A 13,941-nucleotide genomic window follows, 5' to 3' on the forward strand; every position below is an offset into this window, starting at 1 on the left:
ACTGCACCCGGTCGATCACTGCACCTGGGCGACGACGAAGATGCGCCGGAACGGGAAGAACGTGCTGCCGTCCGGTCGCCGGGGGTACGCCTCGTCGAGGAGCGGGACGAGCTCTTCGCGGAACCGGTCCCACTCCGGCGCCGAGAGGGCGTCCTTGACCGGGCGGAGCGCAGTTCCGGTGATCCACTCCAGAACCGGGTTCTCCCCGGTCAGCTGCTGCACGTACGTGGTCTCCCACGCGTCGACGGCGCACCCGGCGTCGGCGAGCAGACCCGCGTAGCCGGTGGGATCGTCGACGACCTTGCTCTCGCGGAACGGCACGTCCGGCAGCGACCGCGACCACCGCTCGCTCCCGGCGAGGTCCCGGACGATCGCATGTGAGGGTGCGTCGAAGTTGCCGGGAACCTGCACCGCGATCCACGCCCCGGACGGCAGCCGAGTCGGCCAGCGACGTAGCAACTCCCGGTGTTCGGGCACCCACTGAAGAGCGGCGTTGGAGACGACGACGTCCGTGTCGGGCTTCGGCGTCCAGTCGCGCACGTCCTGCCGGCTGGCGTCGAGGCCGCGTTCACGCGCGGCCTCGACCATCTCGGGTGAGCTGTCGGAGGCCTCGAGGACGGCGTCCGGCCATCGCTCGGCCAGGCTGACGGTCAGGTTTCCCGGGCCGCAGCCGAGGTCGACGACGCGGCGCGGTGACCGCGCGTCGACTCGCGACAGCAACTCGTAGAACGGGCGCCCGCGATGGTCCGCGAAGGCGAGGTACTTGTCCGGATCCCACATGTAATCCTCCTCGCCTGAAACAGTACGCCCATACTGTTGGTGGGTGGGGTCAGAGGCCGAGATCCTTCGCGATGATCGTCTTCATGACCTCGCTCGTGCCGCCGTAGATGCGGGAGACGCGGGTGTCCGCGTACAGCCGCGCGATGGGGTACTCGAGGATGTAGCCGTACCCGCCGTGCAGTTGCAGGCACTTGTCGATGACCCGGCCCGCGGCCTCGGTGCAGAACAGCTTCGCCTTCGCGGCATCGGCGACCGTGAGTTCGCCGGCGTCGTGCAGTTCGAGCGCGCGGTCGGCCATCAGCTGGATCGCCTCGACCTCGGTGGCGCACTCGGCGAGCACGAACTTGGTGTTCTGGAATGCGGCGACGGGCTTGCCGAACACCTTGCGCTCCTTGACGTACGCGATCGCGTGCTGCAGCGCGGCGGCCGCGGTGGCCGACCCGCCGAGCGCGATGGAGAGGCGTTCCTGGGCGAGGTTGTGGGTGAGGTAGCTGAAACCGGCACCCTCGTCGCCGAGGCGGTCCGCCACGGGTACCTGCATGTCGGTGAACGACAGTTCGGCGGTGTCCGAGGCCTTCAAGCCGATCTTCTCGATCTTGCGACCCACCGCGAAACCCTCGGACGTGGTGTCGACGACCAGAATGGTGAGCCCGGCACGGCGGTCCTCGGGGGTGCTGGGCGCGGTGCGGCACACCACGAGGATCCGGTCGGCGAGCGCGCCACCGGTGATGAACGTCTTCGCGCCGTTCAGGACGTAGTGCGACCCGTTCTCGGACAGCTTGGCCGACGTCGCGATGTTCGCGAGGTCCGAACCGGTGCCCGGCTCGGTCATCGCGATGGCGAACATGATGTCACCGGATGCGAACCCGGGGAGCCACCGCTGCTTCTGCTCGTCGTTCGCGTACTCGAGCAGGTACGGCAGGATCAGGTTGGTGTGGACGGAATAGCTGCCGAACGTGACTCCGGCGGCCGCCGTCTCCTCGCCGACCACCGCGGCGAACTTGAAACTCTTCTCACCGCCGCCGCCGAACTCCTCCGGCACCTGGATGCCGAGCACGCCGAGCTCCCCGAGACGGCGGTAGAAGTCGCGCGGGGGATGGCCTTCGCCCTCCCACTCGTGGTGGACGGGAGCGACTTCCTTGGCGATGAAGTCGCGGATCGTCTTCCGGAACGCGTCGTGATCTTCGTTGAACACCGTACGCTGCACGGGTTTTCTCCTTCGAATTACAGTGCGTAACTGCGTAGTACGCCCTTGCTGATGATCATCTTCTGAATCTCGCTGGTGCCCTCGCCGATGAGGAGGAACGGCGCCTCGCGCATCAGGCGCTCGATCTCGTACTCCTTCGAGTAGCCGTAGCCGCCGTGGATGCGGAAACTGGCCTGCGTCACCTCGGAGCAGTACTCGCTGGTGAGGTACTTGGCCATGCCCGCGGCCACATCGTTGCGTTCACCGGAGTCCTTGAGTCGGGCCGCGTTGACCATCATCAGGTGCGCGGCTTCCACTTTCGTCGCCATCTCGGCGAGGCTGAACGCGACCGCCTGGTGTTCGGCGATCGGCTTGCCGAACGTGCTGCGTTGCTGCGCGTATCGGGCGGCCAGCTCGAACGCCCGGATCGCCACACCGCACGCGCGGGCGGAGACGTTGACCCGGCCGACCTCGACGCCGTCCATCATCTGGGAGAACCCGCGACCGGGGGTTCCGCCGAGGACGTCACCGGCGGCCGCTCGATAGTTGTCGAACAGGAGCTCGGTGGTGTCGATGCCCTTGTAGCCCATCTTGTCGATCTTCCCCGGGATGGTCAGGCCGGGGAGGACCTCACCGAAACCGGCGGGTTTCTCGATCAGGAAGGTGGTCAGGTTGTCGTGCGGCTTGGCGGCGCCCTCCTCGGTGCGCACCAGTGCGGCGACGAGCGTCGAGCTGCCGCCGTTGGTGAGCCACATCTTCTGCCCGTCGATCACGTAGTCGCCGTCGGCGTCGCGCTTGGCCTTGGTGCGGATCGCGGCGACGTCGGACCCGAGCTCGGGCTCGGACATCGAGAATGCGCCGCGCACCTCACCGGTCGCCATCCGCGGCAGGTAGTGGGTCTTCTGGGCGTCGGTGCCGTGCTGACGGATCATGTACGCGACGATGAAGTGGGTGTTGATCACACCCGACACACTCATCCAGCCGCGGGCGAGTTCCTCGACGCAGAGCGCGTACGTGAGCAGGGATTCCCCGAGGCCGCCGTACTCCTCGGGGATCATCAGCCCGAACAGTCCCATGTCGCGCATCTTGTCGACGATGGCCTGCGGGTAGGTGTCGGAGTGTTCGAGTTCCTGTGCGGCCGGAATTATTTCGCGGTCGACGAAGGTGCGCACGGTGTCGACGATCTCGGTCTGGAACTCGGTCAGATCGAGAGTCTGGGCGAGGCGGCTCATGGGATGAGAATGCCCGATTCCCGGGGGCCCGGCTAGGGGCCTTCGGCTATCGGTCGGATAGCGGACTCCAATGCACGCGAGGCTCCTCGATACTGTCGACTCATAGGCAGACGTAGCCGGTGTCTTCGCCGAGTGCGTATTGCTCGCGGGCATCCCGGTCCGTTGAATGAACCGTGACACTGTGACCCACGCCACCACGCTTCCGAAGGGATCACCACGTGACCCGCTCCACTGCCATCCTCGACCGGACCGTCGCCATCGGTTCCGAGTCCCGCAGCCGCGCTTGGGGCCTGACCGCGCTCCTCGTGCTGCTCTACGTCGTCAACTACGCCGACAAGGCCGTCCTCGGCATCATCGCCCAACCCCTCGCCCACGAGCTGGGACTGAGCGCCTCGCAGATCGGGCTGGTGGGGAGCCTCTTCTTCCTGACCTTCACCGTCGGCGGGTTCTTCGCCGGCGCGCTGAACCGCTGGATGTCGCTGCGGTGGGCGCTGCTGCTGCTCGCGATCGCCTGGTCCGTCGCGATACTCCCGCTCGTGGTCGTCGCGTCTTTCGCGGTGCTGCTGGTCAGCCGCTTGCTGCTCGGGCTCGCGGAGGGTCCGAGTTCCGCTCTGCTCCACACGGCGGCGTACTCGTGGCACGCACCCGCCAAACGTGGACTGCCGAGCGCCCTGCTCGCCGGCGCCGCGTCCATCGCCAAGATCGCGGTCGCGCCCGCTCTCGCATTCGTGTCGGTCACGTTCGGGTGGCGCTACGCGCTGGTCGCCCTGTCCGTCATCGGAGTGCTGTGGTGCGTCGTGTGGCTGACCGTCTGGAGCGAGGGCCCGTACATTCGCAGCGGCAAGGGCGCCGATTCCGCGGCCGCCGGTGATGCGGGGGAACCGGCGGTGCCGTGGGGTCGCATCTTCCGGACCCGGACGTTCATCAGCGGCGCGCTTCTCGTGATGAGCGTGTACGCGCTGGTCGCCGTGGTTCTGACCTGGCTGCCCTCGTACTTCGAGGTGGGCCTCGGCTACAGCCGTCTGCAGGCGGGCTCCATGTTCGCGTTCCCGAGCATCGCCGGGCTGATCCTGATGCTCCTCTCGTCCGTGATCGGCGACCGCCTGCTCGCACGCGGCTCGACCTCTCGCGTCGTCCGCGTCATCGTCCCCGCCGTCGGGGTGCTGATCTGCGGAGCGATCCTGCTGGCACTCCCGTCCATCACAGCACCCGCTCTCGCCGTCCTCGTCGTCTCCGTCGGCTACGGCTTCGCCGCGTCGGTGTTCCCGCTGCTCAACGCGGCGATCTCGGAGATCTGCCCGCCCCGCCAGACCGCGGGCACCCTGGGCGTCTTCCTCGCCGTCATGGCGATCGGCGGCCTCATCGCCCCCTACGCGACGGGTCTGATCGTCGACGCGGCGGCCTCGCCCGCCGAGGGTTACGCCACCGCGTTCCAGGCGCTCGGACTCGTCGCCGCCGTGTGCGCCGTCGGCGCGCTGGTCTTCGCGAACCCCGAACGCGACAAGAAACTCGTCCGGGGCGACGCTGCGGACATAGGCACGAACTAACCCTGTGATCGGCCGAAAGTCGTTGTGCTGACGACATCGCCCGTGATTGATTCGAGTGACCCCCTCAGATCGAAGGAACACATCATGCGCGATGCAGTGATCGTCGACGCCGTCCGCACGCCCATCGGGCGGCGTGGCGGTTCCCTGTCCGGAATCCACCCCGCAAATCTGTCGGCGCACGTCCTCGAGGCCCTCGGGGCGCGTACCGGTCTCTCCCCGGAGGAGATCGGCGACGTCGTCTGGGGCTGTGTCAGTCAGGTGGGGGAGCAGGCAGGCAACGTCGCCCGCACCGCCGTGCTCGCCGCCGGCTGGCCGGAGACGGTTCCCGGCACCACGCTCACCCGGGCGTGCGGATCGAGCCAGCAGGCCGTGAGCTTCGCCGCCGCCGCCGTCATCGCCGGCCACGAGGACGTCGTCGTCGCCGGTGGTGTGGAGTCCATGAGCCGGATTCCCATGGGCAGTGCGAGCAAGAACGGCGCGCACTTCCCGGCGGCCGTCCTCGACCGGTACGGCGTCGACGGGTTCAGCCAGGGCACCGGCGCCGAGATGATGGCCGCGAAGTGGGGGCTCTCCCGTCAGGTGCTGGACGAGTACTCGCTGCGATCCCACGAACTCGCGGCGCACGCCGCGGACCGGGGCGCGTTCGACGGGCAACTCGCACCGCTCTCCGACGTCCTCGCCGGCGACGAGGGGATCCGCCGCGGCGGCACGCTCGAGTCTCTCGGCAAGCTGAAGACCGTGTTCAAGGAGGACGGCGTGATCCATGCCGGCAACTCCTCGCAGATCTCCGACGGCGCCGGTGCGCTGCTCGTCACGACGAGCGAGAAGGCCGCGCAACTGGGTCTGACCCCGATGGCCCGCATCCACACCTGCGCCGTCGCCGGCGACGACCCGGTGATCATGCTGACCGGACCCATCGCCGCGACGGAGAAGGCACTGACCCGGTCGGGGCTGAAAATCGACGACATCGGTGCGTTCGAGGTGAACGAGGCCTTCGCTCCCGTCCCGCTGGCGTGGCAGGCGGAGACCGGCGCCGCGACGGACCGGCTGAACCCGCTCGGCGGCGCCATCGCAGTCGGTCACCCGCTCGGCGGTTCCGGCGCGATCCTCATGACCCGACTCGTCCACCATATGCGGGACAACGGCATTCGATACGGACTGCAGACCATGTGCGAGGCGGGCGGCCTCGCCAACGCCACCATTCTCGAACTTCTCTGATTCGACAACACTTTTCGAAGGGAACACCCGCACGATGGAACTCAAGGGAATCTCGACCGCGGTCACCGGCGGCGCGTCCGGTCTCGGTCTCGCGACGGCACGCCGTCTCGTCGACGCAGGCGCTCAGGTCACGCTCATCGACCTCCCGAACTCCGACGGTGAGGCGGCGGCGAAGGAACTGGGCAGCGCCGCCCGGTTCGCTCCCGCCGACGTCACCGATTCCGAGCAGTTCGCCGCCGCCCTCGACGTCGCCGACGACCGCGGCGGCCTGCGCGGCATCGTGCACTGCGCCGGGGCGGGACGCCGGATGCGCATCCTCGACTCCGACGGCAAGGCCGGTTCGGTCGAGGACTTCGAGTTCGTGATCCGGCTCAACCTCGTCGGCTCGTTCAACGCCCTGCGCCTCGGGGCGGAACGGATCGCGCGGCAGGAGGAGATCGACGGCGAGCGCGGCGCAGTCGTGCTGACGGCGTCCGTCGCCGCATTCGAGGGCCAGATCGGCCAGATCAACTACACCGCGTCGAAGGCCGGCATCGTGGGCATGACGGTCACCGCGGCCCGCGACCTCGCCAGCCGCAACATCCGGGTGTGTACCATCGCCCCGGGGATCATGGACACCCCGCTCCTCGCCCGGCTGCGCGAGGACGTGCGCGCGTCGCTGGAGAAGTCCGTGCCCAACCCGTCGCGTCTGGGCAAGCCCAGCGAGTTCGGGCAGCTGGCCTGCCAGATCCTCGAGAACGGCTACCTCAACGGCGAGACCATCCGCCTGGACGGTGCCATCCGCATGGCACCTCGCTGACGAGTAAGGGACCGAACGTGAATTCTGCTGCACCGGTACTGCATTACCCCGACCTGACGTTGGCGGCGTTCCCGTCCGGCATGGCGGTCCTGTACGGAGACAAGGCCGCGGTGGTCGACGGAGACACGGTGTGCACCTACCGCGAGCTCGACCAGCGGTCGGGCGCGTTCGCCGCCGCGCTGCGGGACGCGGGGGTGACCGAACGCGACGTGGTGCTCCTGCACCTCGGCAACTGCATCGAATTCGTCGTGGCCTACTACGGTGCACTGCGGGCCGGCGCGACCGTCACCCTGGTCAACCCGCTACAACCCGGCCCCGGCCTCCGCTCGCAGATCGTCGACACGGCGGCGGTCGCCGCCGTCACCCAGCCCGGACAGCTGGACACCCTCACCGAGGCGGCGAGCGGCACCACCGTCCGCACGATCGTGGTGGCCGGACTCCCCGCGGGCGTCGGTCGCGGCCAGTTCGGGTTCGAGGAGTTCGTCCGCGGGTACGCCGCCGCACCGTTCGCCCCGAAGGTGTCCGGTGACGACGTGGCCCACCTCGCCTACACGGGCGGCACCACCGGCTTGTCGAAGGGTGTGCGGGTGCTGCACCGCAACGTCCTCGCCAACGTGACCCAGATGATCGCCTGGCGGGCGGGCCACGAGGTGCGCGCCGCCGACGGCGGCGGAATCGAATTGCGGCCCGTCGAAAGTCTCGGCGACCGCGGTGTGGTTCCCGGCGTCGGAGCGACCGTCGTCGTGTCGCCGCTGTTCCACGCCCACGCGCTGATCAACATGTCGTTCCTCCTGCTGTGCGGGGCGACGCAGGTGTTCGCCGGACGATTCGAGCCCGGCCGCATGCTGGAGTTGATCGAGACGCACCGCGCCACATACATCACCGGCAGTCCGGCGATGTGGCATGCCGTCGCCACCCACCCCGACGCCGCAGTTCGCGACACCGACTCGGTGCGGGTCGTGTCGTCGGGTGCCGCGCCGATCGATCACGTGACACTCGAGGCGCTGGGCCGGGCCTTCCCGTCGGCGAGCGTGGTCGAGGGGTACGGGCTGACCGAGGGCACCTGCCTGGTCGCCTCCGCACCATTGACCGGCTCCGTCGCGTACAGGCTCGGCAGCGTGGGGCTGCCGGTGTTCGACACCGAGGTGCAGATCCGTGCCCAGGACGACTCCGGTGCCGTACTGGTGGCCGGCACCCGCGGCAAGTTGTGGGTCCGGGGCCCGCAGGTCACGGACGGCTACCTGAACCATCCGGAGATCACGGCGCAGCAGTACGTCGACGGCTGGCTCGACACCGGCGACATCGCCTACCTGGACGAGGACGGGTACCTGTTCATCTGCGACCGCACCAAGGACATGCTGATCTACAAGGGCTACAACGTGTATCCGCGTGAGCTCGAGGAGATTCTGGTCTCGCACCCGGACGTGTACTCGGCCGCCGTCGTCGGGAGGGAGGCCGGCAGCGTCGGTCAGGAGCCGGTGGCGTTCGTCGTGCCGATGCCGGACGTGACGATCGATCCGGATGTGGTGTCCGCGTTCGTCGCCGAGCGGGTGCTGCCGTACAAGAAGGTACGCGACGTCGTGGTGGTCGAGCAGCTGCCGACGTCGGCGGCCGGGAAGATCCTCAAGACGAAGCTGCGGGAGCAACTCGCCGCCGCGACGACCTAGCGTCTTCCTCCCGCTGGGTGGACGCAACTCTGTGAGGCGCGTCTTCTTCCCCCTACCGTCATGGTCGGGGGAAGAAGGGAGCGCAGATGGCATCGGCCGAGTCGATCGTGTACATCGTCGACGAGATGGTGGTCGAATCCGGGCGGGCTCGCGCGTTTCTCGCCGACTATCTGGAGCGCTATGTGCCCGGCGCGAGTGCGCGTGGCCTGACGCTGGACCGCGTGCTCGTCTCCCCGCCGGTATGGCTGGAGGATCAGTCGAACACCCTGACCGTCAGCTGGACGCTGCGGGGTGCCGGCGCGTGGTGGCGACAGAGCCTTCTCGCACGCCACGATGCGGAGGTGCTTCGCTGGTGGGCCGACGCCGACGAGGTTCTCCTCAGTCGGCGACGCACCATCTCCTGCTCGCCCGCGGATGTGGTGGCGATGACCGATGTTTAAGGTGACCACGCTCGTTCACCTCGTCGCCGACGCGGATGCCACCACCGGTGCGGTGCTGGCCGGCAGGCTGCACGAGGTCGCTGCTCCGCGGGCTCGGCGCGTTCTCGTGACACCGACCCTGCCCGGAGGAATCAACGGGGGCGACGTGATCGCGCACCTCCACTTCGACGACGAATCCCACTGGCGCGCCGTCGAACCCGACATTACCGCACAGCTGCGTATCCCCGAGATCGGGCACATCGACAGCGTCTGCTACACGGGGGTGCCCACTCCCGCCCGCGGTCATTTCGAGCCGACCGTCTACCGGACGCTACTTGTCTCAGTGGATGATTCGGTCGACCCGGCGGTGGTGGAGCGGTTCGAATCCGAGACGCGGGCGATGCCGAACCATATCCGCACGATCGGGACCTCGCAGCTGAGCCGGGTGCACGAATCGGCCGGTTCCGCGCGGTGGACCCATGTCTGGGAGCAGGAGTACGCGAACCTGGACGGGCTGCTCGGGCCGTATATGACACATCCCTATCACTGGGCGCACATCGACCGGTGGTTCGATCCCGAACGCGGGCCGCGGATCGTCACCCGGCTGTGCCACAGCTTCTGTGCGATCGACGGCCCGACCATCACGGTTGCTGCACCTGCCACTCCCCGGTGAACGCAGGGGGACGCTTCTCGATGAATGCGCGAAGCGCGGCCGGAGCGTCGGTTGCAAAATTTACCGCTTGCGAACGCGCCTCGTTCTCGAGTGCGTCCCGCAGCGACGACGTCGTGCTCTCCTCGATCAGTCGCGTCGACTGCATGACGGCCACCGTCGGCGCCGCCGCGAGACGGGTGGCGAACCGGGCGACTGTGGCGTCCAGTTCGTCCGGCTCGACGAGCTCGTTGACCAGTCCCAGCGCATCCGCCTGCTCGGCGTCGATCATCTCGGCGAGCATGACCAGACGTTTCGCGCGGTGTAGTCCCACCATGCGCGGCAGGAGCCACGAGCCGCCGAAATCCACCGACAGGCCGCGCTTGGCGAAGATCTGGCTGAACTGCGCGTCGCGCGAGGCGATGAGCAGGTCGCACAGCAGCGCCAGGTTCCAGCCGGCTCCCACGGCGTAGCCGCGAACCTTCGCTATCAGCGGCTTGGGGAACTCGGCGACTGTCAGTGCCGTCGCATTGATCTGACGCATGCGGTTCAGCGGGTGCATGGGTGTGCGTTTGTCGAGGTCTGCTCCGGTGCAGAAGTCGTTGCCTGCGCCGGTGAGGACCACGACGCGGGTGGCGTCGTCGAGGGCGAGTTCGCCGAGCGCCTCGCGCAACGCGATCCACGAGTCGAGGGTCATGGCGTTGCGCCGTGCGGGCCGGTTCAGGGTGATCGTCGCGACCGCGCCGTCCCGGCTGACCAGAACGTCGTGTTCGGGGGATTCGGTGTCCGTGGTCGAGGTGACGGTTTCGATGCTCATACGCGGCTCCAGACGTCGGCGCGGTTCTCGGCGCACGCCGGAGTGGTCGACGCCGTGCCGCCCAGTCAGTCGATCACCGGGGACGTTCCGCCGCAATGTCGTTCTGGGATACACCGGATGAGGTGAAACCTATGGTTACCGCCGAGAATCATAGGCTCCGATTAACCGGACCATCAGCCATGTGTCTTTGTCCCCGCCTGGACTGCGTGCTGAACTGGTCGGTACCTGAAAGTGCTTGCATCAGAAGACTCCCCCTCATCAGGAGAACCGATGTCTCTACCCTCCGTGCTGTCCGATCGCCTGCGCCTGCCGGCTGTCGCCTCCCCGATGTTCATCGTCTCGGGTCCAGAGTTGGTGATCGCCCAGTCGACGTCGGAATCGTCGGATCGCTCCCCTCCCTGAACGCCCGCCCGCAGCCGGTGTTGCGCGAATGGCTCACCCGCATCACCGAAGCCCTCGCCAAGCACGACGCCAACAACCCCGAGACACCCTCCGCCCCGTACGCGGTCAACCTGATCATCCACAAGAGCAACGACCGTCTCGACGAGGACCTCGCCACCATCGTCGAGTTCCAGGTCCCGATCGTCATCACTTCCCTCGGCGCTCGCGCCGACGTCAATGAGGCCATTCACAGCTACGGCGGCATGGTCCTGCACGACGTCATCAACAACACGTTCGCGAAGAAGGCCGTGGCGAAGGGCGCCGACGGTCTCATCGCCGTCGCGGCCGGCGCCGGCGGACACGCGGGCACCCTGTCACCGTTCGCGTTGATCCAGGAGATCCGCGAGTGGTTCGACGGGCCGGTCCTGCTGTCGGGCTCCATCGCCCACGGCTGCTCGGTCCTCGCCGCGCAGGCCGCAGGAGCCGACCTCGCCCAATCCGACCATCCGCCATGAGCTTCCGCGACGGAACCGCCAAAACGAAGGCATGGCGCGACATCTGGGGATCCGGACAGGGGATCGGCACCGTGCGCTCCGTGCAACTGACGGCGGAACTCGTCGACCGGCTTGTCTCCGAGTACGCCGCGGCCAAGAACTACCTGCTCGCGCTGTAACCTTCCGCCCGCACGAGTTCGACGAACGCGTGGCCGACGGGGGAGAGCATATCGGGATCGAATGCGATCCCGAAGGTGCGGGCAATCGTCGGCTCCGCGCGGCGGACCACCGCGCGGTCCTGGGCCGCCTCCGCGATCGACCGTTCGAGGAGGGTTCCGCCGATTCCCGCGAGTACCAGGGGAAGTCGCGCCTCGCGGTGATCGGACAGCGCCGCGATAGTTGGGCGTGCCCCGGCGTGACGGATCGACTCCTCGATCTCGTTGGCGACGGAGTGGCCGCGGGGGACGAAGACCATCGGGATGTCGGGGAGGTCGGCGAGCGGAACGGGCCCTTCCGGCAGGTCGGTGCCCGGCGGATATACGAGCCAGTACTCCTGCTCGCCGAGTTCGACGACGTCCAGGTGGGCGTCGTCGAGCGGAAGGTGCGCCACCACGAATTCGCAGTGGCCGTCCTCGATCAGCGACCCGGCCTGCGCCTCGTCTTTCAATTCACCCAACCGGACCATCACATTCGGGTGGGCCCGCCGGAATTCGGTGACGAGGTCGACGAGGGGCCCGATCGCCAACGCCGGAAAGGCCATGATGTCCAGTCGGCCGGCGAGTGCCCCGTCGGAGGTGGCGAGGAGGTCCTCGACGGCGGTGACGTCGCGCAGGATCTGCCTGCTCGGCCCGACCATGCTGCGCCCGGCGGCGCTGAGCACCATGCCCCGGCCGATGCGGTGGAACAGCTGCACGCCCAGTTCCCGCTCGAGCCCGCGCAATGCCTGCGAGATGGTGGGCTGTGCGACGCCGAGCGACGCGGCGGCTCCGTTGATGCCTTCGTGTTCCACGACGGCGAGAAAGTACTCGACCTGACGCAACTCCATGTGCTCAGTTCCTCACTCGGGTGCCGGTGTTCGGGTGGCCTGCGCGACCGCGACGAACGCCGAGGCCGCCGGCGATCCCGGCCCGGACCGCTGGACGAGGCCGACGGGGCGGGTCAGCTTCGGCGTCATCGACCGGATCGAGACCCCGCGCAACTGTTCCTCGGCGACCTGGCGGGGGAGGACGGTGGCCCCCGCGCCACGCATCACCAGCTCCCACGTGGCGCCCGGATGTGCGCAGTCGATGACCACGTTCGCGGGCTCGCCGACGAGATCGGTGATCAGCGCCGCGTCGCTCTTGTCCCCGAGATCCTGGACGAGCGGAATGTCGCGGACGGCCGAGCGGGGCACCGGATCGGGCAGGGTCTCGGCGAGTGCGTCGGGCAGGGCGAGCACCAGCTCCTGGTCGCCGATGGGGACCGAGCTCAGCGCACTGTGGTCCACGGACAGGTCGATCACCCCCAGTTCGGCCTCGCCGCGGCGCAGGGCGCCGAGAACGCCGGTGGGGCCGTCGGCGTCGATGATGCGGACCGTGACGCGGGGGTACTGCTCCCGGAACCGGCGCACCAGGTCGACGATCGGATCGATCGAGAACGCCGCGTAGGTGACGACGTCGACGCGGCCGGACACGAGCTCGCGCACGGCGGCGACCTTGGCCTTGGCCCGCTCGACGTCGGCGAGGATGCGCCGAGCGGCGACGTCGAGGGTGCGGCCGTCCTCGGTCAGCTCGAGACGCCGCCCGGTGCGGTCGAACAAGGTGACACCGAGGCGGCGTTCGAGTGTGCGGATCGCCTGCGAAAGCGACGGTTGCGAGATGTAGAGGGACTGCGCGGCCCTGGTGATCCCGCCGTGATCGACTACCGCGACGAAGTAGGTGACGAGATGCAGGTCCACGCGGTCATCGTACGGAAGCCGTGATGCGGGCTGTGCCGATCATGCGGCTAGCGGCCACGCCACACCGGCGGGCGCTTCTCCGCGAAGGCGCGCGCACCCTCCTGGGCGTCGTCGGAAGCGAACACGGGATCGAGGAAGCGGCGTTGCCCGGCGAACGCGTCGGGGTCGGTGTAGTTGGCGGACATCGCGACGACCTGCTTGGTGGCGCGCACGGCGAGGGGACCGTTGGCGGCGACCCGTGCCGCTAGTTCGCGGGCGGCGCCGAGGGCCTGTCCGGGCTCGGTGAGCCGGTTGACGAGTCCGTGCGCGTGCGCCACCTCGGCGGTGAGGGGATCGCCGGTGATCGCCATCTCCATCGCGATCGGGTACGGCAGCACCTTCGGCAGTCGCAGCAGACCGCCTGCTGCGGCGGCGAGCCCCCGCTTGACCTCGGGGATGCCGAACTTGGCGTCGCGGGCGGCGACGATCAGATCGGCGGACAGTGCCAATTCGCAGCCGCCGGCCAGCGCCCAGCCCTCGACCGCGGCGATGAGCGGCTTCGTCGGCGGGGCCTCCGTGATCCCGCCGAAGCCGCGGCCGGGCAGCGACGGCCGCTCCCCGCGGGTGAACGCCTTCAGATCCATGCCCGCGCAGAACGTTCCCCCGGCGCCGGTGAGGATCGCGATCGTCAGGTCGGGCCGCGCCTCGAACTCGTCGATCGCGGCGGCGAGCGCCTTGGCGACCTCGAGGTCGACGGCGTTCTTCGCCTCCGGCCGGTTCAGGGTGATGACGGCGACGCCGTCGGAGAATTCGGTGAGAACCACGCTCATGGGGGTG

The 13,941-nt window shown here is 68.5% G+C and carries 13 protein-coding genes and 1 pseudogene; 7 read left to right on the forward strand and 7 right to left on the reverse strand.

The window, feature by feature from the left end; all coding sequences use genetic code 11:
- Positions 1-15: 15 nt before the first annotated feature.
- From ACFWAY_RS08315 to ACFWAY_RS08325, 3 genes are read right to left on the reverse strand one after another with little or no spacing between them, the layout of a single operon-like run.
- Entirely contained in the window at positions 16-780 is a 765-nt protein-coding gene (locus ACFWAY_RS08315; RefSeq protein ID WP_378457150.1) for a trans-aconitate 2-methyltransferase, read from the reverse strand.
- Between the two features lie 49 nt (positions 781-829).
- Positions 830-1,987, reverse strand: a complete 1,158-nt coding sequence (locus tag ACFWAY_RS08320) for an acyl-CoA dehydrogenase family protein (protein WP_378510414.1) — start codon at positions 1,985-1,987, stop codon at positions 830-832.
- Positions 1,988-2,004: 17 nt separating this feature from the next.
- A complete protein-coding gene (locus ACFWAY_RS08325; protein WP_378457148.1) occupies positions 2,005-3,198 on the reverse strand; it encodes an acyl-CoA dehydrogenase family protein in 1,194 nt (397 codons plus the stop codon).
- 218 nt (positions 3,199-3,416) lie between these two features.
- Here ACFWAY_RS08325 and ACFWAY_RS08330 point away from each other — a divergent pair, with 218 nt between their 5' ends.
- The 6 genes from ACFWAY_RS08330 to ACFWAY_RS08355 all read left to right on the forward strand — a co-directional run bounded on the left by ACFWAY_RS08330 (position 3,417) and on the right by ACFWAY_RS08355 (position 9,521).
- Positions 3,417-4,745 (forward strand): MFS transporter, encoded by a 1,329-nt coding sequence (locus tag ACFWAY_RS08330; RefSeq protein WP_378457147.1) that lies wholly within the window; start codon positions 3,417-3,419, stop codon positions 4,743-4,745.
- An 84-nt stretch (positions 4,746-4,829) separates the two neighbouring features.
- Complete coding sequence (locus tag ACFWAY_RS08335) at positions 4,830-5,963, forward strand: thiolase family protein (protein ID WP_378510415.1); 1,134 nt, start codon at positions 4,830-4,832, stop codon at positions 5,961-5,963.
- Between the two features lie 34 nt (positions 5,964-5,997).
- Entirely contained in the window at positions 5,998-6,762 is a 765-nt protein-coding gene (locus tag ACFWAY_RS08340; protein ID WP_378457145.1) for an SDR family NAD(P)-dependent oxidoreductase, read from the forward strand.
- A 17-nt stretch (positions 6,763-6,779) separates the two neighbouring features.
- Positions 6,780-8,429: a class I adenylate-forming enzyme family protein gene (locus tag ACFWAY_RS08345; RefSeq protein ID WP_378510416.1), complete on the forward strand. Its 1,650-nt coding sequence runs from the start codon at positions 6,780-6,782 to the stop codon at positions 8,427-8,429.
- Positions 8,430-8,515: 86 nt separating this feature from the next.
- Positions 8,516-8,869, forward strand: a complete 354-nt coding sequence (locus ACFWAY_RS08350; RefSeq protein WP_378510417.1) for a hypothetical protein — start codon at positions 8,516-8,518, stop codon at positions 8,867-8,869.
- Positions 8,862-9,521, forward strand: a complete 660-nt coding sequence (locus tag ACFWAY_RS08355; RefSeq protein ID WP_378510418.1) for a Dabb family protein — start codon at positions 8,862-8,864, stop codon at positions 9,519-9,521. Before ACFWAY_RS08350 ends, ACFWAY_RS08355 begins: the two co-directional genes overlap by 8 nt.
- Here ACFWAY_RS08355 and ACFWAY_RS08360 read toward each other — a convergent pair.
- Positions 9,490-10,314, reverse strand: a complete 825-nt coding sequence (locus ACFWAY_RS08360; protein WP_378510419.1) for an enoyl-CoA hydratase/isomerase family protein — start codon at positions 10,312-10,314, stop codon at positions 9,490-9,492. The genes ACFWAY_RS08355 and ACFWAY_RS08360 overlap by 32 nt on opposite strands.
- Positions 10,315-10,584: 270 nt before the next feature.
- Between ACFWAY_RS08360 and ACFWAY_RS08365 the strand changes: the two are divergent.
- Positions 10,585-11,368 (forward strand): annotated as a pseudogene (locus tag ACFWAY_RS08365) (NAD(P)H-dependent flavin oxidoreductase).
- Here ACFWAY_RS08365 and ACFWAY_RS08370 read toward each other — a convergent pair.
- From ACFWAY_RS08370 to ACFWAY_RS08380, 3 genes are read right to left on the reverse strand one after another with little or no spacing between them, the layout of a single operon-like run.
- Positions 11,350-12,234, reverse strand: coding sequence for a LysR family transcriptional regulator (locus tag ACFWAY_RS08370; protein ID WP_378510420.1), 885 nt, complete (start codon positions 12,232-12,234; stop codon positions 11,350-11,352). The pseudogene ACFWAY_RS08365 and the gene ACFWAY_RS08370 overlap by 19 nt on opposite strands.
- Before the next feature lie 12 nt (positions 12,235-12,246).
- Positions 12,247-13,125: a LysR family transcriptional regulator gene (locus tag ACFWAY_RS08375; protein ID WP_378510421.1), complete on the reverse strand. Its 879-nt coding sequence runs from the start codon at positions 13,123-13,125 to the stop codon at positions 12,247-12,249.
- Between the two features lie 47 nt (positions 13,126-13,172).
- Positions 13,173-13,934, reverse strand: coding sequence for a crotonase/enoyl-CoA hydratase family protein (locus ACFWAY_RS08380; protein ID WP_378457138.1), 762 nt, complete (start codon positions 13,932-13,934; stop codon positions 13,173-13,175).
- Between the last annotated feature and the right edge of the window lie 7 nt (positions 13,935-13,941).

Origin of the sequence: Rhodococcus sp. NPDC059968 (genome assembly GCF_042738615.1) — a bacterium.
In the GTDB taxonomy this organism is placed as follows: domain Bacteria; phylum Actinomycetota; class Actinomycetes; order Mycobacteriales; family Mycobacteriaceae; genus Rhodococcus_F.